Origin of the sequence: Streptomyces rhizoryzae, from assembly GCF_023155275.1 — a bacterium.
Taxonomy (GTDB): domain Bacteria; phylum Actinomycetota; class Actinomycetes; order Streptomycetales; family Streptomycetaceae; genus Streptomyces; species Streptomyces rhizoryzae.
In genome coordinates this window covers 12,898-35,253 of sequence record NZ_JALMUV010000013.1, presented here as the reverse complement: position 1 = coordinate 35,253, position 22,356 = coordinate 12,898, and the positions used below count along the sequence as shown (strand labels likewise).

General features: G+C 73.0%; 24 protein-coding genes. 11 read left to right on the top strand and 13 right to left on the bottom strand.

Features of this window, described 5'->3' with window-relative positions:
* Window positions 1-172: 172 nt before the first annotated feature.
* Window positions 173-934 carry a GntR family transcriptional regulator gene (locus MUU72_RS13150; protein ID WP_248013387.1) on the bottom strand — a complete coding sequence of 254 codons (762 nt, stop codon included), beginning with the start codon at window positions 932-934 and terminating at the stop codon, window positions 173-175.
* 240 nt (window positions 935-1,174) lie between these two features.
* Between MUU72_RS13150 and MUU72_RS13145 the strand changes: the two genes are divergently transcribed.
* The 4 genes from MUU72_RS13145 to MUU72_RS13130 all read left to right on the top strand — a co-directional run bounded on the left by MUU72_RS13145 (window position 1,175) and on the right by MUU72_RS13130 (window position 5,885).
* Complete coding sequence (locus MUU72_RS13145) at window positions 1,175-2,443, top strand: extracellular solute-binding protein (RefSeq protein WP_248013386.1); 1,269 nt, start codon at window positions 1,175-1,177, stop codon at window positions 2,441-2,443.
* Between the two features lie 110 nt (window positions 2,444-2,553).
* The gene (locus MUU72_RS13140; RefSeq protein ID WP_248013385.1) at window positions 2,554-3,528 is read left to right on the top strand and encodes a carbohydrate ABC transporter permease; all 975 of its coding nucleotides are present in this window, start codon (window positions 2,554-2,556) and stop codon (window positions 3,526-3,528) included.
* The gene (locus tag MUU72_RS13135) at window positions 3,525-4,355 is read left to right on the top strand and encodes a carbohydrate ABC transporter permease (RefSeq protein ID WP_248013384.1); all 831 of its coding nucleotides are present in this window, start codon (window positions 3,525-3,527) and stop codon (window positions 4,353-4,355) included. Before MUU72_RS13140 ends, MUU72_RS13135 begins: the two co-directional genes overlap by 4 nt.
* A 3-nt stretch (window positions 4,356-4,358) precedes the next feature.
* On the top strand, window positions 4,359-5,885 hold the full coding sequence (locus tag MUU72_RS13130; RefSeq protein ID WP_248013383.1) for a glycoside hydrolase family 3 protein: 1,527 nt from the start codon (window positions 4,359-4,361) through the stop codon (window positions 5,883-5,885).
* A gap of 246 nt (window positions 5,886-6,131) precedes the next feature.
* Here the strand turns inward: MUU72_RS13130 and nagB are convergent, their stop codons facing one another.
* A complete protein-coding gene (nagB, locus tag MUU72_RS13125; RefSeq protein WP_248013477.1) occupies window positions 6,132-6,914 on the bottom strand; it encodes a glucosamine-6-phosphate deaminase in 783 nt (260 codons plus the stop codon).
* A 199-nt stretch (window positions 6,915-7,113) separates the two neighbouring features.
* Entirely contained in the window at window positions 7,114-7,887 is a 774-nt protein-coding gene (locus MUU72_RS13120) for an SDR family oxidoreductase (RefSeq protein WP_248013382.1), read from the bottom strand.
* A 137-nt stretch (window positions 7,888-8,024) separates the two neighbouring features.
* Between MUU72_RS13120 and MUU72_RS13115 the strand changes: the two genes are divergently transcribed.
* Both MUU72_RS13115 and MUU72_RS13110 read left to right on the top strand, forming a co-directional pair.
* Entirely contained in the window at window positions 8,025-8,660 is a 636-nt protein-coding gene (locus tag MUU72_RS13115) for a TetR/AcrR family transcriptional regulator (RefSeq protein ID WP_248013381.1), read from the top strand.
* 389 nt (window positions 8,661-9,049) lie between these two features.
* Window positions 9,050-10,522, top strand: coding sequence for a sensor histidine kinase (locus tag MUU72_RS13110; protein ID WP_248013380.1), 1,473 nt, complete (start codon window positions 9,050-9,052; stop codon window positions 10,520-10,522).
* Window positions 10,523-10,700: 178 nt separating this feature from the next.
* Here the strand turns inward: MUU72_RS13110 and MUU72_RS13105 are convergent, their stop codons facing one another.
* Both MUU72_RS13105 and MUU72_RS13100 read right to left on the bottom strand, forming a co-directional pair.
* A complete protein-coding gene (locus MUU72_RS13105) occupies window positions 10,701-10,958 on the bottom strand; it encodes a WhiB family transcriptional regulator (RefSeq protein ID WP_003983230.1) in 258 nt (85 codons plus the stop codon).
* Window positions 10,959-11,278: 320 nt separating this feature from the next.
* A complete protein-coding gene (locus MUU72_RS13100) occupies window positions 11,279-12,262 on the bottom strand; it encodes a diacylglycerol/lipid kinase family protein (RefSeq protein ID WP_248013379.1) in 984 nt (327 codons plus the stop codon).
* Between the two features lie 95 nt (window positions 12,263-12,357).
* Between MUU72_RS13100 and MUU72_RS13095 the strand changes: the two genes are divergently transcribed.
* Complete coding sequence (locus tag MUU72_RS13095; RefSeq protein ID WP_248013378.1) at window positions 12,358-12,819, top strand: hypothetical protein; 462 nt, start codon at window positions 12,358-12,360, stop codon at window positions 12,817-12,819.
* Between the two features lie 176 nt (window positions 12,820-12,995).
* On the opposite strand, the gene MUU72_RS13090 is transcribed toward MUU72_RS13095, so the two are convergent.
* The 4 genes from MUU72_RS13090 to MUU72_RS13075 all read right to left on the bottom strand — a co-directional run bounded on the left by MUU72_RS13090 (window position 12,996) and on the right by MUU72_RS13075 (window position 15,535).
* Window positions 12,996-13,958: an RNA polymerase sigma factor SigF gene (locus tag MUU72_RS13090; protein WP_248013476.1), complete on the bottom strand. Its 963-nt coding sequence runs from the start codon at window positions 13,956-13,958 to the stop codon at window positions 12,996-12,998.
* Window positions 13,959-14,001: 43 nt separating this feature from the next.
* Window positions 14,002-14,415, bottom strand: coding sequence for an ATP-binding protein (locus MUU72_RS13085; protein ID WP_066973894.1), 414 nt, complete (start codon window positions 14,413-14,415; stop codon window positions 14,002-14,004).
* Window positions 14,416-14,719: 304 nt separating this feature from the next.
* On the bottom strand, window positions 14,720-15,208 hold the full coding sequence (locus MUU72_RS13080) for a GNAT family N-acetyltransferase (RefSeq protein WP_248013377.1): 489 nt from the start codon (window positions 15,206-15,208) through the stop codon (window positions 14,720-14,722).
* 66 nt (window positions 15,209-15,274) lie between these two features.
* Window positions 15,275-15,535, bottom strand: a complete 261-nt coding sequence (locus tag MUU72_RS13075) for a UBP-type zinc finger domain-containing protein (protein ID WP_248013376.1) — start codon at window positions 15,533-15,535, stop codon at window positions 15,275-15,277.
* Between the two features lie 149 nt (window positions 15,536-15,684).
* On the opposite strand from MUU72_RS13075, the gene MUU72_RS13070 reads away from it, so the two are divergent.
* Window positions 15,685-17,277, top strand: a complete 1,593-nt coding sequence (locus MUU72_RS13070) for a Na+/H+ antiporter (protein ID WP_282504047.1) — start codon at window positions 15,685-15,687, stop codon at window positions 17,275-17,277.
* A 19-nt stretch (window positions 17,278-17,296) separates the two neighbouring features.
* Here the strand turns inward: MUU72_RS13070 and MUU72_RS13065 are convergent, their stop codons facing one another.
* Together MUU72_RS13065 and MUU72_RS13060 are read right to left on the bottom strand one after the other, a co-directional pair.
* Window positions 17,297-18,202: a 1-aminocyclopropane-1-carboxylate deaminase/D-cysteine desulfhydrase gene (locus MUU72_RS13065; RefSeq protein ID WP_248013374.1), complete on the bottom strand. Its 906-nt coding sequence runs from the start codon at window positions 18,200-18,202 to the stop codon at window positions 17,297-17,299.
* Between the two features lie 49 nt (window positions 18,203-18,251).
* Window positions 18,252-18,485 carry a hypothetical protein gene (locus tag MUU72_RS13060; protein ID WP_248013373.1) on the bottom strand — a complete coding sequence of 78 codons (234 nt, stop codon included), beginning with the start codon at window positions 18,483-18,485 and terminating at the stop codon, window positions 18,252-18,254.
* 228 nt (window positions 18,486-18,713) lie between these two features.
* On the opposite strand from MUU72_RS13060, the gene MUU72_RS13055 reads away from it, so the two are divergent.
* From MUU72_RS13055 to MUU72_RS13045, 3 genes are all read left to right on the top strand, one after another.
* Window positions 18,714-19,487 (top strand): helix-turn-helix domain-containing protein, encoded by a 774-nt coding sequence (locus MUU72_RS13055; RefSeq protein ID WP_248013372.1) that lies wholly within the window; start codon window positions 18,714-18,716, stop codon window positions 19,485-19,487.
* A 10-nt stretch (window positions 19,488-19,497) separates the two neighbouring features.
* Window positions 19,498-20,415: a glutaminase gene (locus MUU72_RS13050; RefSeq protein WP_248013371.1), complete on the top strand. Its 918-nt coding sequence runs from the start codon at window positions 19,498-19,500 to the stop codon at window positions 20,413-20,415.
* Window positions 20,416-20,544: 129 nt separating this feature from the next.
* Window positions 20,545-20,778: a hypothetical protein gene (locus tag MUU72_RS13045; protein ID WP_248013370.1), complete on the top strand. Its 234-nt coding sequence runs from the start codon at window positions 20,545-20,547 to the stop codon at window positions 20,776-20,778.
* A gap of 11 nt (window positions 20,779-20,789) precedes the next feature.
* Here the strand turns inward: MUU72_RS13045 and MUU72_RS13040 are convergent, their stop codons facing one another.
* Both MUU72_RS13040 and MUU72_RS13035 read right to left on the bottom strand, forming a co-directional pair.
* Entirely contained in the window at window positions 20,790-21,194 is a 405-nt protein-coding gene (locus tag MUU72_RS13040) for a VOC family protein (protein ID WP_248013369.1), read from the bottom strand.
* A 103-nt stretch (window positions 21,195-21,297) separates the two neighbouring features.
* On the bottom strand, window positions 21,298-22,236 hold the full coding sequence (locus tag MUU72_RS13035; RefSeq protein WP_248013368.1) for a beta-ketoacyl-ACP synthase III: 939 nt from the start codon (window positions 22,234-22,236) through the stop codon (window positions 21,298-21,300).
* Window positions 22,237-22,356: the final 120 nt, after the last annotated feature.

Below are 22,356 nucleotides of genomic sequence, written 5' to 3'. Positions count from 1 at the left end.
TTGGCTCCCGTCCCTGTCTGAACTCCTGTGCAAGAGGCTGGAAATGTAAGCCAGGGTCGCGGCACGCGTCACCAGCTGTCCGCATATCGGTATGGACCGGTGACCACGGGGGAGTTGGGTGTCCGGGGGCCGGGGCGGGCGGCGGCCGCGCGGGGCGGGCCGGCGCCCGCGGTCAGTCGGCCGGCCGCCGCAGCCGGGCGACGAACTTGTAGCGGTCGCCGCGGTAGACCGACCGGACCCACTCCACCGGCCGGCCCTCGGCGTCCAGCGAGTGCCGGGAGAGCATCAGCATCGGCAGGCCCACGTCGGTGCCCAGCAGCCCGGCCTCGCGGGGCGTGGCCAGCGAGGTCTCGATGGTCTCCTCCGCCTCCGCCGGGCGGACCCCGTACACCTCGGCCAGCGCGGTGTAGAGGGACGTGTACTTGACGAGGTTGCGGCGGAGCGCGGGGAACCGCTTGGCGGACAGGTGGGTGGTCTCGATGGCCATCGGCTCCCCGCTGGCCAGCCGCAGCCGCTCGATGCGCAGCACCCGGCCGCCGGGGGTGATGTCCAGCAGCCCGGCCAGCCGGTCGTCGGCGGTGACGTAGCCGATGTCCAGCAGCTGCGAGGTCGGCTCCAGGCCCTGCGCCCGCATGTCCTCGGTGTAGGAGGTCAGTTGCAGCGCCTGGGAGACCTTCGGTTTGGCGACGAAGGTGCCCTTGCCCTGGATGCGCTCCAGGCGGCCCTCGACGACCAGCTCCTGGAGGGCCTGCCGGACCGTGGTCCGGGAGGTGTCGAACTCGGCGGCCAGGGTGCGCTCGGGCGGGACCGGGGTGCCCGGCGGCAGGGTCTCGGTGATCTCCAGCAGATGCCGCTTGAGCCGGTAGTACTTGGGCACCCGGGCGGTGCGCGTGGCCCCGCCGCCGCTCTCGGCGCTGCCCGCCTCGGTCTCCATGACCCGCCTCTCCGCTGCCTGTCCTGCTGCCGTCACCGGCTCCTCCGTACGTAGCGGCTCACATCGTGGCACGGACGGGGTGGCCGTGCGCTGTCGCGGGTCCCGCCCCGCCAGATGTCGGTCCGGTAACGGACCTGACAGCGACTCTTATACACCCTTGACACCCCTAAAGGTCTAGGCCAAGCTGCGGGAACTGGTCTAAACCATTTAAGCCACACCCGTCTTGAGGGAGAGAGCGCGATGAAGCGTGGGCTCATAGCGGCGACCGCGGTCGCGGGAATGCTGGTGAGTGTCGCTGCCTGTGGGTCGAGCGGCGAAAGCGGCGCCGGCGCCGACGGCTTCAAGGGGAAGAAGCTGACCGTCTGGGTGATGTCCGGCTCCAACCCGGCGCAATGGACCAAGCAGGTCTCCGAGCAATTCGAGAAGAAGACCGGCGCCACGGTGGAATTCAAGGTCCAGCAGTGGAACGGCATTCAGCAGAAACTCAGCACCGCGCTCTCCGAGGACACCCCGCCGGACGTCGTCGAAATCGGCAACACCCAGACCGCCGCCTACGCCAAGGCCGGCGCGCTGGCCGACCTCAGCGATCTCAAGAAGGAGATCGGCGCCGACTGGAGCGACGCCTTCAACAAGGCCGCCCTGGTGGACGGCAAGCAGTACGCGCTGCCGTGGTTCGCCGGTAACCGCGTGGTGATGTACAACAAGAAGATCTGGGCCGCGGCCGGGCTCACCAAGCCGCCCACCACCCGCGCCGAACTCTTCCACGACTTCCAGACCATCAAGGACAAGACCGACGCCGAGCCGCTCTACCTGCCCGGCCAGAACTGGTACTTCCTCGACGGCCTCACCATCGGCACCGGTGCGCAGCTGGTGAAGCAGGAAGGCGGGAAATGGGTCTCCAATTTCGGTGACCCCAAGGTCGCCAAGGCCATGGACATCTACAAGCAGTACATGGCATTCAGCACCGCCCCCAAGAACAAGGACGAGGCCACCCCGCAGCAGGCCGAGATCTTCGCCAAGGGGAAGACCGGCGCCCTCATCGCCATGGGCTATGAGGCCGCCACCGCCGTCAAGGCCAATCCCGCCATCAAGGACGACATCGGCTTCTTCACCATTCCGGGGGAGACCGCCGACAAGCCCGAGGGCGTCTTCCTCGGCGGCTCCAACTTCGCGGTCGCCGGAATGGGCAAGAACCAGGAACTCGCCAAGGAATTCCTGAAGGTCGCCCTCTCCAAGGACAACGACGCCCAGATGGTCAAGGAAGCCGGCTGGACGCCCAAGTCCCCGGCCCTGGCCGGCGCCGCCAAGGAGAACCCGGCCGCCGCGGCCGCCGCCCCGGCCGCCGAGAAGTCCGGCGGCACCACCCCGCTGATCCCCCAGTGGGCCGCGGTGGAGAACGTGCCCAACCCGATCAAGAACTACATGACCGCGGTGCTCAACGGAAAGACCCCGGCCGACGCCGCCAAGGACATCGAGGCCGAGATCAACTCGCGGCTCGCCAAGCAGTAGCCGCCACCGTCCGCGTACGGGCCGGCCGCCCCCGGCCCGTACGCCTGGCGTAACCCCCGCCGCCGCGGGGGCCACCGGCGCAACCACGGGAACGAGGGGACCACACGCTCATGGCAGTGCAGCTCGACGAAGCGGCGGCGGACACCGGACCGGGCACCGGCCCGGACGGCGCCCCGGCCGCCCGGCGCGGCCCCGGCGGCCGGCGCGCCGCGCCCTACCTCCTGCTGCTCCCGGCCCTGCTCGCCACCGCCGTCTTCCTCGGCTGGCCCCTCGTCCGCAACCTGGTGCTCTCCTTCCAGAACCTCAACATGAAGGAGCTGATCCAGCACCTCACCGACTGGCGCGGGCCGGGCAACTACCAGGAGGTCCTGGGCAGCGAGCAGTTCTGGCGGGTCACCGGCCGCACCATCGTCTTCACCGCCGTCAACGTCGTGCTGATCATGCTGCTCGGCACCCTGCTCGGACTGCTGCTGGCCCGGCTCGGCAAGACCATGCGGCTGGTGCTGTCGGCGGCGCTCGTCCTGGCCTGGGCGATGCCCTCGATCGCCGCCACCACCGTCTTCCAGTGGCTCTTCGACTCCCGCTACGGCGTCGTCAACTGGGTCCTGGACCACCTCGGCGGGCACGGCATGGCCCGCTACGACTGGGTCGGCACCCAGCTGTCCACCTTCTTCGTCATCACCGTGCTGATCGTCTGGCAGTCGCTGCCCTTCGTGGCCCTCAACCTCTACGCGGCCACCACGACCATCCCCAAGGAGCTCTACGAGGCCGCCCGGATGGACGGCGCCGGCACCTGGAAGGTCTTCACCTCCGTCACCTTCCCCTTCCTGCGCCCGTTCTTCATGGCCACGACGTTCCTCGAAGTCATCTGGGTCTTCAAGGCGTTCCCGCAGATCTTCGCCATCAACCAGGGCGGTCCCGACCGGCTCACCGAGACCCTGCCGATCTACGCCTTCACCGAGGGCGTGGGCAACCTGCACTTCGGGATGGGCGCCGCGATCTCCGTCCTGACCATCGCCGTGCTGCTCGTCCTGACCGCCTACTACCTGCGCCTGACGCTCAAGCAAGAGGAGGACGCGCTGTGAAGCGCTCACTCGCCGGCCGGATCTGGCCCAACGCGACCGCCGCCGTCCTCGCGCTCGGCTTCGTCTTCCCCGTGTACTGGATGTTCGCCACGGCCTTCAAACCGACCCGGGACATCCTCAGCGAGAACCCGGTGTGGTTCCCGCTGCACGCCACCCTCGACCACTTCACCACCGCGGTGAACGCCCCCAACTTCTGGCGGCTGGCCGGGAACTCCGTACTGGTGACCGTGGCCGCCGTCGGGCTCTCGCTGGTCGTCGGGCTCTGCGGATCGTTCGCCATCGCCCGGATGCGCTTCAAGGGCCGCAAGGGGATCCTGCTGACCTTCATGGTCGCCCAGATGGCGCCCTGGGAGGTCATGGTGATCTCCATCTACCTGATCGTCCGCGACGCCGACCTGCTCAACAGCCTGCTGCCGCTCACCGTCTTCTACATGCTGATGGTCCTCCCTTTCACCCTCCTGACCCTGCGCGGCTACGTCGCCGCGGTCCCCAAGGAACTGGAGGAGTCCGCGATGGTGGACGGCTGCTCGCGCCGCCAGGCGTTCGTCCGGGTCGTCCTGCCGCTGCTGGCCCCCGGCCTGATGGCCACCTCCCTCTTCGGCTTCATCACCGCCTGGAACGAATTCCCACTCGTCCTGGTCCTCAACAAGGAGCCCGGCGCCGGCACCCTGCCGCTGTGGCTCTCGCAGTTCCAGACCCAGTTCGGCAACGACTGGGGCGCGACCATGGCCGCCGCCTCGCTGTTCGCCCTCCCGATCCTGATCCTCTTCCTGATCCTGCAACGCAAGGCGGTCGGCGGTCTCACCTCCGGCGCAGTGAAGGGATAGCCCATGGCCACCGTGATCAGCTCCGCCGACACCCTCACCCGGGACGCGCTCGCCGTCCTCCAGCCCGGCTTCCCCGGCACCACCGCACCGGACTGGCTGCTGCGGCGGCTGGACGAGGGCCTGGTCTCCGTCGCCCTCTTCGGCCGCAACGTCCGCAGCCCCGAACAACTCGCCGCCCTGTGCGGCCAGTTGCGCCGCGCCCGGGAGGACCTCCTGGTCGCCATCGACGAGGAGGGCGGCGACGTCACCCGCCTCGAAGTGCGCGGCGGCTCCTCCTTCCCCGGCAACCTCGCGCTCGGCGCCGTCGACGACACGGAGCTGACCCGGGACGTCGCCCGGGAACTCGGCCGCCGGCTGGCGGACTGCGGCATCACCTTCAACTGGGCCCCCTCCGCCGACGTCAACTCCGACCCCCGCAACCCCGTCATCGGCGTCCGCTCCTTCGGCGCCGACCCGCACCTCGTCGCCCGGCACACCGCCGCCTACATCGAGGGACTGCAATCCGCCGGCGTCGCCGCCTGTGCCAAGCACTTCCCCGGCCACGGCGACACCGCCGTCGACTCCCACCACGACCTCCCCCGCGTCACCGCCGACCTGGCGACCCTCCAGGACCGCGAACTGGTGCCGTTCCGCGCCGCGATCGCCGCCGGCACCCGGGCCGTGATGAGCGCCCACCTGCTGCTGCCGGCCGTCGACCCCGAACGCCCCGCCACCCTCAGCCCGGCCGCCCTGACCGGCCTGCTGCGCGCCCCCGAGGCCGAGGGCGGCCTCGGCTTCGACGGCCTGATCGTCACCGACGGCATCGAGATGCGGGCCATCTCCGCCACCTACGGCATCGAACGCGGCAGCGTCCTGGCGCTCGCCGCCGGCGCCGACGCCATCTGCGTGGGCGGCGGCCTGTCCGACGAGGACACCGTGCTGCGCCTGCGCGACGCACTGGTACGCGCCGTCCGGGACGGCGAACTCCCCGCGGAGCGGCTCGCCGACGCCGCCGCCCGCGTCCGCGCCCTGGCCCACTGGACCCGGGTCGCGGGGGCGGGGGAGGGGGCCGCGCCCGCCCCCGGCATCGGTCTGGCCGCCGCCCGCCGCGCCCTCCGCCTGACCGCCACCGCCCCCTACGCACCGCTCACCGAACCGGCCTACGTCGCCGCCTTCACCCCCCTCGCCAACATCGCCGTCGGGGACGAGACCCCCTGGGGCCTGGCCGCCGAACTCACCCGGCTGCTGCCCGGCACCGGCACCGCCACCTACACCGCCGACCAGGCCGCGGCCGGTACCTCCGCCCTCGTCGAGACCCTGCTCACCGCCGCCGGCGAACGCCCCGTCGTCGCCGTCGTCCGCGATCTGCACCGCCACCCCTGGATGGCCGACGCCCTGCACGCCCTCCTCGCCGCGCGCCCCGGCACCGCCGTGGTGGAGATGGGCGTCCCCCAGGCCCCGCCGCAGGGCGCACCGCACCTCGCCACCCACGGCGCCGCCCGGGTCTGCGCCCAGGCCGCCGCCGAAGCCCTCACCGGCCGGACGGCATGACCCCCGGGCGGGCCGACCACGCCCGCCCCACGAGCCCCTGCCCCACCCGCCACCGGTCCGCCCGCCGCCGCCCCACCGGCCCCCGGCCCCCGAGCCCCCGCACCACCCACCGTCGGCTCACCCGTCACCGGCCCGGCGCCCACCCGTCCACCCGGCACCGGCCCCCCACCACCGAGGGCCCGTACCCGCACCGGCCGGTCAGGGCCCGGTGCCGGTACGGGCCCTCGGGCCGCCGGCGCTGCGGGGTCAGAGCCCCTGCCACTCCGGCTTGGCGGCGTAGGTCGCGCGGAAGTACTCGGCCAGCTTCAGCTTGCCCGCCGCCGCCTCGTCCACCACGACCGTGGCATGCGGGTGCAGCTGGAGCGCGGAGGCCGGCACCAGTGCGGCCACCGGGCCCTCGACGGCCTGCGCCACCGCGTCCGCCTTGCCCTCGCCGGTGGCCAGCAGCACCAGGTGGCGGGCCTCCAGGATCGTGCCGATGCCCTGGGTGATGACGTGGTGCGGCACCTCGTCCAGGCTGTCGAAGAAGCGGGCGTTGTCCTCCCGGGTCTGCTGGGTGAGGGTCTTGATGCGGGTGCGCGAAGCCAGCGACGAACAGGGCTCGTTGAAGCCGATGTGGCCGTCGGTGCCGATGCCGAGCAGCTGGAGGTCCACCCCACCGGCCTCCCGCAGCGCCCGGTCGTACGCCTCGCACGCCGCCTGGACGTCCTCAGCCGTGCCGTCCGGTCCCATGAACGCGCTCTCGTCGAGCCCCAGCGGCTCCACCACCTCGCGCAGCACCACCGAGCGGTAGGACTCGGGGTGCCCGGCGGGCAGGCCCACATACTCGTCGAGCTGGCAGATCCGCGCCCGCGAGGCGTCCACCTCGCCGGCCCGGACCTTCGCCGCCAGCGCCTCGTAGACGGGCAGCGGGGTCGAGCCGGTGGCCACGCCGAGCAGCGCCTCGGGCTTGCGGCGCACCAGGGTGGCGAGGGCCTCGGCGATGAGCTCGCCGCCTGCCGCGGCATCCGGGACGATGACAACTTCCACGCTTGGCCTGCCGTTCTGGAGTGGTCTCATGTGGTATAGACCAATCTAGCAGAGCTGGGCCCGGCCGACCCCGTGGCGTCATTGAACAGAACGGCACATTTTCCCCACCGCTTCCCGGCGCCCCGGTGACCGCCGAACGGCCGTTGCGGGGCGGCGGCCACGGGGCAGGGGAGGGGCCGGCCGCGGCCCGCGCCGCCCGTCACAGCAGGGCGCCCCCCGTGGCGTCTATCCACTGGCCCGTCACCCACCGGCTGTCGTTCGAGGCGAGGAAGGCCACGATGTCGCCGATGTCCGTCGGATCCGCCACCCGCCCCAGCGGGGAGCGCGCACCGGTCGCGGCGCGCGCCGCGGCGTTGTCCGCACCGCGCAGCCAGGCGGCGTTCATATCGGTGTCGACCGCGCCGGGGGACACGGCGTTGACCGTGATGCCGCGCGGGCCGAGCTCCTGCGCCAGCCCGCGGGTCAGCACGTCCACCGCGCCCTTGGACATCGCGTAGGCGAGCAGCTCCGACTGGGGCGCCGTCTGGGTCAGCCCGGTGGAGACGTTGACGATCCGCCCGCCGTCCCGCAGCCGGGACAGCCCCTCCTGGATGACGAAGAACGGCGCGGTGCTGTTGACCGCGAAGAGGTGCTCGACGTCGGCGCGGGTCATCTCGGTGAACGGCCGCAGGGTGTTGTCCAGTGTCTTGTTGATCCCGGCGTTGTTCACCAGGATGTCCAGGCCGTCGGCGTGGGCGTCGAACGCCGACCACAGCGCTTCGGCGTCCCCCGGCGCCCCCAGCGTGGCGCGGAGCGTGAACGCCTCCCCGCCCGCCGCCTCGATCGCCGCGGCGGTCTCCTTCGCCGCGGTCTCGTCACCGGAGTAGTGCACGCCGACCCGTGCGCCGTCCCGCCCCAGCCGCTCCGAGATCGCCCGGCCGATCCCCCGGCCGCCGCCCGTCACCAGTGCCGTCCTGCCGCTGAGTGCCCCCATCGCGGGTCCCTCCCCTTCGTCTCGCGGGCGCCGCACGGCTCGTCCGTACGCACGCCGACCTCGGCGAACTTTCTGTATCGCTCGCTACACAAAAACCGTAGCACGCCTTTCTTATCGACCGCTATAGAATTCCCTCCATGGTGGCGAAGGAGAGCAAGCAGCGCGGCCGGCCCCGGTCCTTCGACCGCGACACGGCCCTGGAGAAGGCGATCCGCTCCTTCTGGGAGCACGGCTACGAGTCCACGTCCATCTCCGACCTCACTCGCGAGATGGGCATCAGCGCCCCCAGCCTCTACGCGGCCTTCGGCGACAAACGGGCTCTGTTCGAGGAGGCGGTCACGGTCTACGGCCGGCTCTACGGCGGCTTCATCACCCGTGCCCTGGCCGAGGAGCCCACCGGCCGCCGCGGCGTCGAGCGCGCCCTGCGCGAGGCCGCCGCCGAGTACACCGTCCCGGACCGCCCGCGCGGCTGCATGGTGATCAGCGCCGCCCTCAACACCGCACCGGCCTCCGCCGAAGTCGCCGCCTCCCTGCGGCAGAAGCGGCAGCAGAACGTCCGGGAGATCGAGCGCGCGGTCCGGGCCGACATCGCCGCCGGCGACCTTCCGCCCGGCACCGACGCCCGCGCCCTGGCCGAATACGTCAGCGCGATCCTCGCCGGGATGTCCCAGTCCGCCCGGGACGGCACCGACCGGCACACCCTGGAGGCGGTCGCCGACCTCGCCATGAACGCCTGGCCGCGCACCGAGCAGCCGGCCCCGGACACCCCCTAGCGCCCGGCCCGGGGCGGAGCCTGGCGCCCGGCCCCGAAAACACCCGCGGGCCGCGGCGCCGGGACAGGACCCTCAACCTGTCCGGCACCGCAGCCCGGAGCTGACATCGGCCGGCCCCGTACCGATGGGCGGGAGGTGCCCCCTGTGCGGTTGGGGGCACGGCCCCGTCCCGGGACCGGTCGATCGGAGGCCCGGGCGCAGTCAGGGCAGAGAGCGCCGTGGGCCTCGATCCGCCCTCCTGTGCGGGGAGAGCGGAAGTTCTGGCCGCCGGGGGCCTTCCGCCCCCGGGGTGTCGCACCGCACATTCTGGACTAGACCATTCTTTCCTGTCCATGGCCGTGCAGGCACAACACATACCGTACGCCGGTAGGCTCGCAGGTGTGCCCTCGATGAACGATCTCGTACGCCAGCACACCGCCCTGAGCGATTCCGACCTGGAGTGGCTGCACCTGCTGGTGTCGGAGTGGCAGCTGCTCTCCGACCTCTCCTTCGCCGACCTCGTCCTGTGGGTCCCCACCCTCGACGGCACCCGCTATGTGTCGGTTGCCCAGATGCGTCCCAATACCGGCCCGACGTCCTACCAGGACGACATGGTCGGCCACCTCGTCCCCCGGGGCCGCCGCCCCATGCTGGACTCCGCCCTGGACGAGGGCCGCATCGTGCGCGAGGGCGACCCGGAGTGGCGCGAGGAGGTGCCGGTGCGGGTCGAGTCCATCCCGGTCCGCCGCGAGGGCCGGGTGCTCGGCGTGATCGCCCGCAACACCAACCTGCTGACCGTCCGCACCCCCAGCCGGCTGGAGCTGACCTACCTCCAGAGCGCCTCCGACCTGGCCCAGATGATCGCTGCCGGAACGTTTCCGTTCCCCGGCCAGCAGGTCGACATGGACGCCTCACCGCGCGCCGGCGACGGCCTGATCCGGCTGGATGCCGACGGCGTCGTCCAGTACGCCAGCCCCAACGCGCTCTCCGCCTACCACCGTCTCGGCCTCGCCGCCGACCTGGTCGGCCACCACCTCGGCCGGGCCACCGCCGAACTCGCCCCGGCCCGCGGCCCGGTGGACGAGGCGCTGGTCAAACTGGCCAGCGGCTGGGCCCCCAGGGAATTCGAGGTGGAGGGCAACGACGGCGTGATCCAATTGCGGGCCATTCCGCTCAAGCCCAAAGGAACGCATATCGGTTCGCTGGTCCTGCTGCGCGACGTCACCGAACTGCGCCGCCGCGAACGCGAACTGATCACGAAAGACGCCACCATCCGGGAAATCCACCACCGGGTGAAGAACAATCTCCAGACCGTCGCCGCCCTGCTCCGCCTCCAGTCCCGCCGGATGGAATCCGCGCAGGGCCGCGAGGCGCTCAACGAGGCGGTCCGCCGCGTCGGTTCGATCGCCATCGTCCACGAGACGCTCTCCCAGACCCTCGACGAGCGGGTGGAGTTCGACGAGATCGCCGACCGGGTGCTCGCCATGGTCGCCGAGATCGCCCCGGGCAAGGTCGCCACCCGCCGCACCGGCCGCTTCGGCGTCCTGGACGCCGAGGTGGCGACCCCGCTGTCGATGGTCCTCACCGAGGTCCTCCAGAACGCCCTGGAGCACGCCTTCGACCAGGTGCAGCACGGCACCGTCGAGGTCGGCGCGGTCCGCGGCGGCAGCCGCACCGAACCCCGGCTGCTGGTCACCGTCCAGGACAACGGCCGCGGACTCCCCGAGGGCTTCGACCCGCACCGTGCCGGGAACCTCGGGCTCCAGATCGTACGGACCCTCGCGGAGGGGGAGTTGGGCGGCACGTTCGACATGGTCCGCCGGCCCGAGGGCGGCACCCGGGTGCTGCTCGATATCCCCGTCCGCGCCGAGAAGAAGCACTGACCGCCCGGTCGGCCGCCCCTCCCGGGGAGGCCGGTCTCGGACCAGGACAGCAACAAGCCCCGGACCGGTGTCGGTCCGGGGCTCAAAGCTATTGCGATGCGGTCACGACCGGGTCTCAGCTCCGGGCGGGCATCGAAGGTACTGCGCGCTGCGGCTCGGGGGCCACGGGGAGGCTGGCTCAGGCGCTGGCGTTGCGCGCCCGGTTGCGAGCTGCACGGCGCTTCATCGCGCGGCGCTCGTCCTCGCTCAGACCACCCCAGACGCCCGAGTCCTGGCCGGACTCGAGCGCCCACTGCAGGCACTGCTCCATGACGGGGCAGCGGCGGCAGACGGCCTTGGCTTCCTCGATCTGCAGCAGCGCGGGACCGGTGTTGCCGATGGGGAAGAAGAGCTCGGGGTCTTCTTCGCGGCAAACGGCGCGGTGACGCCAGTCCATGGCTGCTCCATCTCCTCGTGTGACGGGAACGTTGCTTGTGAATGTGAACGCTTTCACGAATCCCTCCACAAGGGAAGGGCCGAAAGCCAGTCAAGGACTGGTGCGGTCCTGTGGGATGAGGAGGAGGATTCGGGCTCTCAAGGGGGCCGGTAAAGCGGCCGTCCCGATCGCCATGAAGAGACTCGCAAACCTCGGCGGCGGATACAACCCCTTCCGGAAACTTTTTTTTGATTCCTTGGTGTCGCCTAGCTCACAGCCGTCATTCCAGGGGGTGGAAGCCAGCCTAAACGTTCGAGTGAAAGGACTTTAGGCCCTACTGCTCACACAATCACACGCAGTGCACGGCGTACGCCTGTGAACGTCACACTCGTCCGCAGTCCCAAGTGGTCACCGTCCATCTGAAACGGCAGCGGAACCTGTGAATGCAAGGTGAAGTCGGTGAGGTCATGCAGGGAGAGGACGTGCTTGCCCCGTGGGCCGCGCTCCGGTGTGGACGCCAGGAGCTGGGACGCGTACCGGGTCACCGCCGGCACCGAGAACTTGTCCAGCGCGAAGAGGTCCAGGGCCGTGTCGAAGGACGCGTCCGGCGACGGGTAGATCGGGCGGTTGCCCAGGTACGACCACGGCGCGGTGTTGCAGATTATCGACATCGCGAGGTTCTCGGTGGTCTGCGTGGTCCCCGGCTCCTCGCCCGGCCGTTCGAGCGTGATGGAGCCCCGGCGGCGGTTGGCCTCGCCCAGGAACTGCCGTACGACCTGTCGCACGTAGAGGGCGTGGGTGGAGCGCTTGCCGCGCTCGCGCTGCTGCTCGACCCGGCCGACCACGCCCGCGTCGAAGCCGAAACCCGCGCAGAAGGTGAACCAGCGGGGCGGCACCCCCTCGTCGGCGCTGCCCGGCGTGCCCGACGCCAGGCCCAGCCCGACCGTGCGCTCGCTGCGGTCGCGCAGCGCGTCCAGCAGGGCGCCGGTGGCCTCCACGACGTCGTTGGGCAGGCCCAGGGCGCGCGCGAAGACATTGGTGGAGCCCCCGGGGACCACCGCGAGCCGGGGGTGCGACTCCGGGTCGGGGCCGGTGGACAGCAGGCCGTTCACGACCTCGTTGACCGTGCCGTCGCCGCCGAGCGCCACCACCAGGTCGGTCTCCCCGCCCTCGGCGGCCTCCCGGGCCAGGTCGCGGGCGTGCCCGCGGTACCGCGTCTCGGCGACCTCCAGTTTGAGGTCGCTGGCCAGTGCATGGGCGAGTACCTCACGGGTACGGGCACTCGTGGTGGTGGCAGCGGGATTGACCACGAGAAGTGCGCGCATATGCAGCAGCGTACCTACCTGCCGGTACCGGCCTCGTCCCTGTCCACGGTGCGGGCGGCCCGGGACCGGCCGGGGCCCGGCGCTACCCTGCTGGGGTGACCAGTCAGCAGAAGCAGTCCCCGAAGCGAGCCGCCGGCGCCCCCGCGGTGGCCGAGCCGGCCGGCCCGCGCCCCGCCCGGCTGAGCGCCGCCGCGGCACTCACCGCCGTCGAGGGGCTGGCGCTGGCCGCCCTCGGCGCGTACATGCTGATCGACGGGCTGACCGGGTCGCCCGACAGCCCGCAGCAGGCGGAGATGGGCGGGGTGACGATCCTGGCGCTGGCGCTGCTGCCGCTGGTCGCCGCGCGGGGCCTGTGGCTGCGCCGCCGGTGGAGCCGGGGGCCCTCGCTGATCACCCAGATCGTGGCGCTGCCGGTCGCCTGGACGCTGGTGAAGGGCGGCGGGGCGCTGATCGCCGCCGGGGCCGCGCTGGCGGTGGCCGCGGTGGTCGTGCTCGTCCTGCTGGTCAACCCGACGGCCACCACGGCCCTCGGCATCGGGCCGCGCGAAGCACCGTAGGCCCGTACCGGCCACCGCGGGCCGGGGCCGCCGGGCGGGGTCCCCGGCACGGGCGTGGCAGCTCGACTGCCGAGCGGGGCCCGAGACGGGTCGTGGCAGCCCAGTCGGCGGGCGGGCCCCGGGGTGGGGGCCTGGGCCGGCCGGGTCGGGGGCCGGTGGGGCTTTTCGGGTGGGGGTTACTCCTCGACGAGGAGTTTGTCGCGGAGTTGGGCCAGGGTGCGGGCCAGGAGGCGCGAGACGTGCATCTGGGAGATGCCGACCTCCTGGGCGATCTGGGACTGGGTCATGTTGCCGAAGAACCGCAGCAGCAGGATCTTCTTCTCGCGCGGCGGCAGGTCCTCCAGCAGCGGCTTGAGGGACTCGCGGTACTCCACGCCCTCCAGCGCCTCGTCCTCCGCGCCGAGCGTGTCGGCGACCGCCGGGGACTCGTCGTCGGTGTCCGGGACGTCCAGGGAGAGGGTGCTGTAGGCGTTCGCGGACTCCAGGCCCTCCAGCACCTCCTCCTCCGAGATGCTCAGGTGCTCGGCCAGCTCGTGCACCGTGGGCGCCCGGCCGTGCCGCTGGGACAGCTCCGCGGTCGCGGTGGTCAGCGACAGCCGCAGCTCCTGGAGGCGGCGCGGGACGCGGACCGCCCAGCCCTTGTCGCGGAAGTGCCGCTTGATCTCGCCGACGACGGTGGGCGTGGCGTACGTGGAGAACTCCACGCCGCGCTCCGGGTCGAACCGGTCCACCGACTTGATCAGACCGATCGTGGCGACCTGGGTGAGGTCGTCGAGCGGCTCACCGCGGTTGCGGAACCGCCGGGCCAGGTGCTCGACCAGCGGCAGGTGCATCCGTACGAGGGTGTTGCGCAGCTCGGCGCGCTCCGGGGAGCCGTCCGGGAGCTTGCGCAGCTCGTAGAACATCGCGCGGGCGCCGCCGCGGTCCTGCGCCGCCGCCGGCTCCGGGGCCTGCCCGTCCCGGGGCCGGTCGCCGGAGGCCGGCGGACTCTGCCGGTCCGCGCGCTCGTCCTGCTGCTCGCTGTGGTCCATGTGGTCCGCCCGCTCCGCCTGCTCCGCGTCCAACCTGCCGCCGTGGTCGTCCGCGCCCACCGGGTGCGGCCGGACATGCTGCTCGGGGATGACCGCGCCCGCCGCCATCCTCGCGCCGCCTTCGAGATCTTTCACGGGGCCCCCTGTTCGGTCATGACGGTCCGGGACCGGCGCCGCGCTCCTTGTACAGACTGATGGTGACCGTGCGGTCCTCGGCGACGTCGGAATCGACCTTGCCGGCCAGTGCGGAGAGCACCGTCCAGGCGAAGGTGTCGCGCTCCGGGGCGCGGCCGTCGGTCGTCGGGGCCGACACCGTCACCAGCAGCGCGTCGTCGATGAGCTTGAAGACGCAGCTGAGCACGGAGCCGGGGACGGCCTGTTGCAGCAGGATCGCGCACGCCTCGTCGACCGCGATGCGCAGATCCTCGATCTCGTCGAGGGTGAAGTCCAAGCGGGCTGCGAGCCCGGCCGTGGCCGTTCGCAGCACGGACAGGTAGGCACCCGCAGCGGGCAGACGGACTTCCACGAAGTCCTGAGTCCCGGGCTCGCCTGCGATCTGGGACACCCTCACCTCCAAGGTGGCACAAGCTGGTAGAGCTGGAATGCGTTGAAGCTCTTGCGTTCGCGTACTTCGCGTACTTCGGGGTATCCGTGCCGGGCGGCTCTCCCGCCTGGTGCAAGGAGAACGATCCGGCGCGGGTCGTGGTTCGGCTGTGACGCTATCGCGATCGGCGGGCCGGTGTCGCCCGGAAGGAGCAGGGCAGCCGTCCGGACGGCGACGGCCGGCTCGCCGGCGGCGCGTCTGTTACAGAGTGTAAAACCTCGGGCACGGACGGTGGTAGGGGTCTGCGCCGTCAAATCGCGTTCGGTCACGCTCCGTTGGCGGGCGCGGTCTCCGCGAGCGTGTGCAGCGCCCCTCCAGTGAGCCGGAAGACGGTCCATTCGTCCATGGGGCGGGCGCCGATGGACCGGTAAAAACCGATGGACGGTTCGTTCCAGTCCAGGACCGACCACTCGAAACGCTGGTAGCCGCGCGCCACGCAGATCCGGGCCAGGGCCGCCATCAGCGCCTTGCCGTGGCCGCCGCCGCGCGCCTCGGGGCGTACGTAGAGGTCCTCCAGGTAGACACCGTGCGTGCCCGTCCAGGTGGAGAAGTTCCGGAACCACAGGGCGAAACCGACCGGTGTACCGGCGTCCTCGGCGATCAGCGCGAAGGCGGCCGGCTGGGGGCCGAACAGCGCCTCCTTCAGCTGCGGCTCGGTGGCCTGCGCGGCCTCGGCGGCCCGTTCGTAGGCGGCGAGTTCGCCGATCATGGCGAGGATGTCGGGGACGTCGTCGGGTGTCGCTTCGCGGATCATGCCGCACAGGCTAGACCGGCGCCCCGGCGGGGCCGACGGCGGTGCCCCGCCCGCCGCCGCGCGGGCTCAGACCAGCACCTCGTCCACGAAGCACCACCGCCACGAGGCGCCCGGCTCGAAGGACCGCATCACCGGGTGGCCGGTCTCGTGGAAGTGCCCGGTGGCGTGGCGGTACGGCGAGGAGTCGCAGCAGCCGACGTACCCGCACACCAGGCACAGCCGCAGCTGCACCGGGTGGCTGCCGGCGGCCAGGCACTCCCGGCAGGTCTCGCTCAGCGGCGCCGGTTCGGGGTCCGGCAGACCGGAGGCGTGCGCGCAGTCGGTCATGCCGGCACCCCGCTCCGCCCGGCCCCGCCCGCACCGGGCGCGCCCCGCCTTCGGATGATCCGTTCGCTGCGCTCGCTCATGATGGCCAGGTTAGATCGCCGGGACGGCCGGCGGGGGAGTTGTGTGGGGACGGTGCGGGCGTGAACGTGATGCCGTTGTTGCTGCTGGTGGCGGGCAGTGCGGGGGTGGCCGGGCTGGCGCGGCGGACGCCGGTGCCGGCGCCGCTGCTGCTGGTCGCCGCGGGGCTGGGCGCCTCCTACCTCCCGGGCGTCCCCGCCTACCCGCTCGATCCGCACATCGTGCTGCCGCTGGTGCTGCCCCCGCTGCTGCACACCGCCGCGCTGGACAGCTCCTACCTGGACCTGCGGGCCAACCTGCGGCCGGTGGCGCTGCTCTCGGTGGGCTACGTGCTGTTCGCGACGCTGGCCGTCGGGTACGCCGCCTACCTGGTGATCCCGGGGCTGCCGCTGGCCCCCGCACTGGTGCTGGGCGCCGTGGTCGCCCCGCCGGACGCCGTCGCGGCCACCGCCATCGCCCGCCGGCTGGGGCTGCCGCACCGGATCACCACGATCCTCCAGGGCGAATCGCTGGTGAACGACGCGACCGCGATCACCGCCTACAAGGTGGCGCTGGCCGCCGCGCTGGGGACGGCGGCCACCTGGGGCAGCGGCCTGTCGGAGTTCGCCCTGGCTTCCCTCGGGGGCATCGGGATCGGCGTCGTGCTGATGGTGCCGCTGCACTGGCTGCGGCGCCGGCTGCGCACCTCGCCCCTCCTGGAGAACACCCTCTCGCTGCTCATCCCGTTCACCGCCTACGCCGCCGCCGAGCAGGTCAAGGCGTCCGGGGTGCTGGCCGTCGTGGTGGTCGGCCTCTACCTCGGGCACCGCTCCTGGCAGGTGGACTTCGAGACCCGGCTCCAGGAGGAGGCGGTGTGGAAGATGGTCTCCTTCGTGCTGGAGTCCGCGGTGTTCGCGCTGATCGGGCTCCAGCTGCCGGTGGTGCTGCGCGGGCTGGGCGCGTTCAGCACCGCGCAGGCCCTGGCGTACGCGGCGGTGGTGTTCGCCGTGGTGGTGCTGGCGCGGTACCTGTGGGTCTTCCCCGCGACGTACCTGCCGCGGCTGCTCTCGGCCCGGATCCGCACCCGGGAGCCGGACACCACCTGGACCGCGCCGGTCATCGTCGGCTGGGCCGGGATGCGCGGGGTGGTCTCGCTGGCCATCGCCTTCTCCATCCCGGCGCAGCTGCCCGGCGGCGGGCCCTTCCCGGCCCGCAACCTCGTGCTCTTCCTGACCTTCACCACCGTCATCGGCACCCTCGTCGTCCAGGGGCTGACGCTGCCGCCGCTGATCCGGGCGCTGCGGCTGCCCGGCCGGGACGTCCAGGCCGAGACGCTCGCCGAGGCGCAGGCCCAGAACGAGGCGTCGCGGGCCGCCGAGGACCGGCTCGACGCCCTGCTCCAGGACGAGCGGAACGCCCTGCCGGGCCCCCTCGCCGACCGGCTGCGCACCGTTCTGGAGCGCCGCCGCAACGCGGTCTGGGAGCGGCTGGGCACGGTCAACGAGGTGACCGGGGAGACCGCCGACGACACCTACCGCCGGCTGGCCCGCGAGATGATCGAGGCCGAGCGGCGGGTCTTCGTCGCCCTGCGGGACGCCCGCCGGATCGACGACGAGATGATGCGGACCCTGCTGCGCCGGCTGGACCTGGAGGAGGCCGCGGCCTACCGGGAGGGCACGTCGTAGCGGCCCGCCGAACGGGCCCTCACGGGGTGCCGGTCACGACGGCGGCGACGGTGCTGCCCGGCGGGAAGGCGCCCCGCCCGGCCAGCGCCGTCAGCGCGAACAGCAGCTTGGCGACGTAGACCCGCTCCACGGGCAGGCCGTGCCGCTGCTCGAAGGCGTCGGCGAACGCGTCGAGTTCGGGCGTGCTGCGGGCGTAGCCGCCGCAGTCGAAGCCCTCGGCCAGCGACCAGTCGCCGCGCACGCCGCCGAAGGCCGCCTGCTGGAGCCCGGCGACCGTGTCATGGAGGAAGTGCGGGCTGCCGCCCTTGAGGACCGGGACGCCCAGGGCGCGCTGGCCGGGGCCGAGGCCCGCCGCCAGACCGGCCAGCGTGCCGCCGGTGCCGCAGGCCACCGCGACCGTGTCGGCCTGCCCGCGCAGCTCCCGGCCCAGCTCCGAACAGCCCTGGGCGGCGAGGGAGTTGCTGCCGCCCTCCGGTATGACCCGGAAGGCGCCGAAGCGCGCGCGGAGGGCGGCCAGCACCTCCGGCTCGGCCTTGCGGCGGTAGGTGGCGCGGTCGGTGAAGTGCAGGCGCATGCCGTCGGCGGCGCAGCGGGCCAGGGACCAGTTCAGCGGGGCGCCGGCCAGCTCGTCGCCGCGGACCACGCCGATGGTGGCGAAGCCCAGCAGCCGGCCCGCGGCGGCCGTGGCGCGCAGGTGGTTGGAGTACGCGCCGCCGAAGGTGAGCAGGGTGCGGTCGCCGGCCTCGGCCGCGGCCCGGAGGTTGGGGGCGAGCTTGCGCCACTTGTTGCCCGGCAGGTCCGGGTGGATGAGGTCGTCGCGCTTGAGGACGAGGCGGACGCCGCGGCGGGCGAACGGCGCGTCGTCGAGGGGCTGGAGGGGCGAGGGCAGGCGGGGGCGCAGGGGCCGTGGGCCGGGGCTGGTCACGAGGGGGAGGGGAGCGGGACGGGTGGGGACGGGGGTGCGGGGCGGGGCGTCAGCCGTGCAGGAAGCTGTCGCCGTGCGCGGCGATGTGCGCTTCCAGGGCGGTCAGCGCGCTCTGGGTGGCCTCGGGCGTGCCGCTGCCGCGGTGCTCGGCGTAGTAGGCGGCGCCGAGCTTGCGCAGGAGCTCGTTGCCGGCCCGCTGCTGCTGGAGCTCGTCGACCTTCTGCTTGCCCTGGGCCAGGCCCTGCTTGGCCTGCTCCTTGGCGCGGTCGAGAAACCCTGACATTGCTGCCTCCTGGGCTACGGGTCGGTGGACCCGGTCGGTGTCGGTGCCGGGGACGCGCTGCCGGGGGCGGCGGTCCGCGGTGTCGGTTCCGTACGTGTCGGTTCTGTGCTGTGCCGGTGCCGTGCTTGCCGGTTCCGTGCTGTCGTTCCGTGCTCTGCAAGGGATCAACGGCGGGGACGGCCACGGGGTTCCCGTGCCAGGCTGGGGGATGTGGGCGAGGAGCGCGACATGGGTGAGCCGGTTGGCGCACCGGGGGCGGACGGCGGCCGGGCGGCCGCCGGGGTCTACCAGGAGCGGGCGTCGCGGGTGCCGGGGGCCGTGCTGTGGACGACCACCACGGTGCCCGGGGCGGGACCGGTGCTGCCCGACGGCTGCACCGACCTGATCTGGGGCGGCGGGCGGCTGCTGGTGGCCGGACCGGACACCGGGCCGCAGCGGGCGGGCGCCGGGGCGCCGGCCGGGACCCGCTGGACGGGGCTGCGGTTCGCACCGGGCCAGGGCCCGGCGGTCTTCGGGGTGCCGGCCGGCGAACTGCGCGACCGCCGGGTACCGCTCGCGGACCTGTGGGGCGACCGGCGGGCCCGGGAACTGGCCGAGCGGGCGGCGGCCGGTGCGCCGGGCGCGGTGCTGGAGGCGGCCGCGCGGGACCGGCTGCGGGACGGCGGGGCGTGGACCGGCGGGCCGGGCGCGCTGCCCGGCCGCTCCGGCCGCACCGGGGCGATCGTGGCCGGGCTCCGGCGCGGCCTGCCGGTGGCCGAGGTGGCCCGGCTGGCCGGTATGGGCGAACGGCGGCTGCACCGGCACAGCCTGGCGGTGTTCGGGTACGGGCCGAAGACCCTGGCCCGGGTGCTGCGGCTGGTGCGGGCGCTCGAACTGGCCCGGGCCGGCGTCCCGTACGCCGAGGTCGCCGCCCGCGCCGGCTACGCGGACCAGGCCCATCTGGCGCGCGAGGTGAAGTCGCTCGCGGGGGCTCCGATGAGGGTACTGCTCGGCGCGGGATAGCGTGTGCGGCATGGACTACCAGGCCGTTCTCGAGGAGGTAGCGGCCTATGCGCGGCCGTTCGTGGGGCGCGGGCACGTCGCCGATTACATCCCGGCGCTGGAACGGGTCTCCCCGGACCGCTTCGGCATCGCCGTCGCGGACATCAACGGCGAGGTGCACGGGACCGGCGACTGGGAGGTTCCGTTCTCCGTCCAGTCGATCTCGAAGGCGTTCTCCCTGGCGCTGGTGATGGCCGGGTCCCACGGGGACGAGGACATCTGGCGGCGGGTGGGGCGGGAGCCCTCGGGGTCGCCGTTCAACTCCCTGGTGCAGCTGGAGTGGGAGAACGGCATTCCGCGGAATCCTTTCATCAACGCCGGCGCGCTGGTGGTCACCGACCGGCTGCTGACCATGACCGGTGACGCCAGCACCTCGATGCTGGAGTTCCTACAGGCCGAGAGCGGCAACCCGGACGTGGCGTTCGACCAGGCGGTGGCCGGCTCGGAGGCCGACCACGGGGACCGGAACGCGGCGCTGGCGCACTTCATGGCCTCGTTCGGCAACCTGGAGAACCCGGTCCCGACCGTCATCGAGCACTACTTCTGGCAGTGCTCCATCGAGATGTCCTGCCGGGACCTGGCGGTGGCCGGCGGCTTCCTGGCCCGGCACGGGCTGCGGGCCGACGGCAGCCGGCTGCTGGAGGCCCGCGCGGCCAAGCGGATCAACGCGGTGATGCTCACCTGCGGGACGTACGACGCGGCGGGCGAGTTCGCCTACCGGGTGGGGCTGCCGGCGAAGAGCGGGGTGGGCGGCGGCATCGTGGCCGTGGTACCGGGCCGGTGCACGCTGTGCGTGTGGAGCCCGGGGCTGGACGCGCGCGGGAACTCCGTGGCGGGCATGGCCGCGCTCGACCAGTTCACCACGCTCACCGGGTGGTCGGTCTTCTAGGCCGGACCCCGCCCCGCCCGCGCCGCCCGCCCCGCCGGTCACCCGGACGGGCGCCGGGCCGCCGGGCGCGGGCGGCGTTGTGGCGGCCGGGGCGCGGGCGCATGGTGGGCGGTAGGAGGTGCACCCGCCATGGAGCACGAGATGCGCGCTGAGTACGAGGAAGGCGTGCTGCCGCACGAGGACACGCCGGTCAAGAAGTGGCACATGACCCGGGTGGGAGCGACCACGGCGATGTGCGGACAGCCGCTCGCCCCGGCCGCCGCCACCCAAACGGCCGGTCAGTGGGGGACGGCCAAGGCGCAGCCGTTCTGCCGGACCTGCGGCGTGATGTATCTGGAGGAGCACCCGCAGGACACCGACTGACGGCCGCCGGCCTACGGGAGCGGGGCGAACAGGTCCACCCCCTGGCCGTCGGGATCCTGGACGACCGCGTAGCGCTGGCCCCAGTCGGCGTCCCAGGGGGCCTTGGCGCCCTTGTGCCCGGCGGCGGTCAGCGCCTCGTACAGGGCGTCGACCGCCGCCGGGTCCGGGCAGCGGAAGGCCAGCCCGGTGTGGCCGCCGGGGGCCGGCGGCGTCCAGCCGGGGTCCAGGGCGCGGGCGGTCTCGTGGGTGTCCCACATCAGGCGCAGGCCACCGGGCAGCGGGGCCTCGGCGTGGGGTGCGTTCTCCGCGCCGTCGGGCACGGTCAGGCCCAGCAGGCGGTAGAAGGCCAGGGACGCCGCGAGGTCGGCCGTGACCAGGCCGATCGCGTCCAGTCGGGGTACGGGGACAGTGCTCATGGCGGGGAGCGTAGGGGGTCCCCGGCGGGCCGGTCTTGAAGGAAACGGACACCGGCCGGCGCGCCCCCGGCGGACCCGCCGCCGCGCCCGCCGCCGCGCGGCCTCAGGGGCAGCGGACGACCTGGCCGGCGTAGGAGAGGTTGCCGCCGAAGGCGAAGAGCAGCACCGGCGCGCCGGCCGGGATCTCGCCGCGTTCGACGAGCTTGGCGAAGGCCAGCGGGACCGAGGCGGCGGAGGTGTTGCCGGAGTCGACGACATCGCGGGCGATCACCGCGTTGACCGCGCCGAGGCGCTCCGCGACCGGCTCGATGATCCGCAGGTTGGCCTGGTGCAGGACCACACCGGCCAGGTCCTCGGGGGCCAGGCCGGCCCGTTCGCAGACCTGGCGGGCGATCGCGGGCAGCTGGGTGGTGGCCCAGCGGTAGACGGTCTGGCCCTCCTGGGCGAAGCGGGCCGGTTCGCCCTCGATGCGGACCGCGTTGCCCATTTCCGGCACCGAGCCCCACAGGACCGGGCTGATCCCCGGCTCCGGCGAGGCGGCGACCACCGCGGCCGCGGCGCCGTCGCCGACCAGGACGCAGGTCGAGCGGTCCGACCAGTCCACCACGCCGGTGAACTTCTCCGCGCCGATCACCAGGGCGCGGGCCGCGGAACCGGCCCGGATGGCGTGGTCGGCGGTGGCCAGGGCGTGCGTGAAGCCCGCGCAGACCACGTTGAGGTCCATCGTGGCGGGGGAGGCCATGCCCAGCCGGGCGGCGACCCGGGCCGCGGTGTTCGGGCTGCGGTCGGTGGCGGTGCAGGTGGCGACCAGCACCAGGTCGATGTCGCCGGCGGCCAGCCCGGCCGCGGCCAGCGCCTTCTCCGCGGCGGCGGCCGCCATCGCGTCCACCGTCTCGTCCGGCGCGGCGACATGGCGGGTGCGGATGCCGACGCGGCTGCGGATCCAGGCGTCGTCGGTGTCGACGAGCCGGGCGAGGTCGTCGTTGGTGAGCACCCGGGAGGGTTGGTAATGGCCGAGGGCCAGGATGCGCGACCCGGTCATGAGGTCCCCTGCGGTACGTGGAGCGGGCGGTACCCGGACAGTGTCGCCGCTGCGCGGTCCCGTGCGGCTGCGCGATCCGCCAATGTTCGGGCGCCAGAACTGGAGGCTTCCCACGCGCCG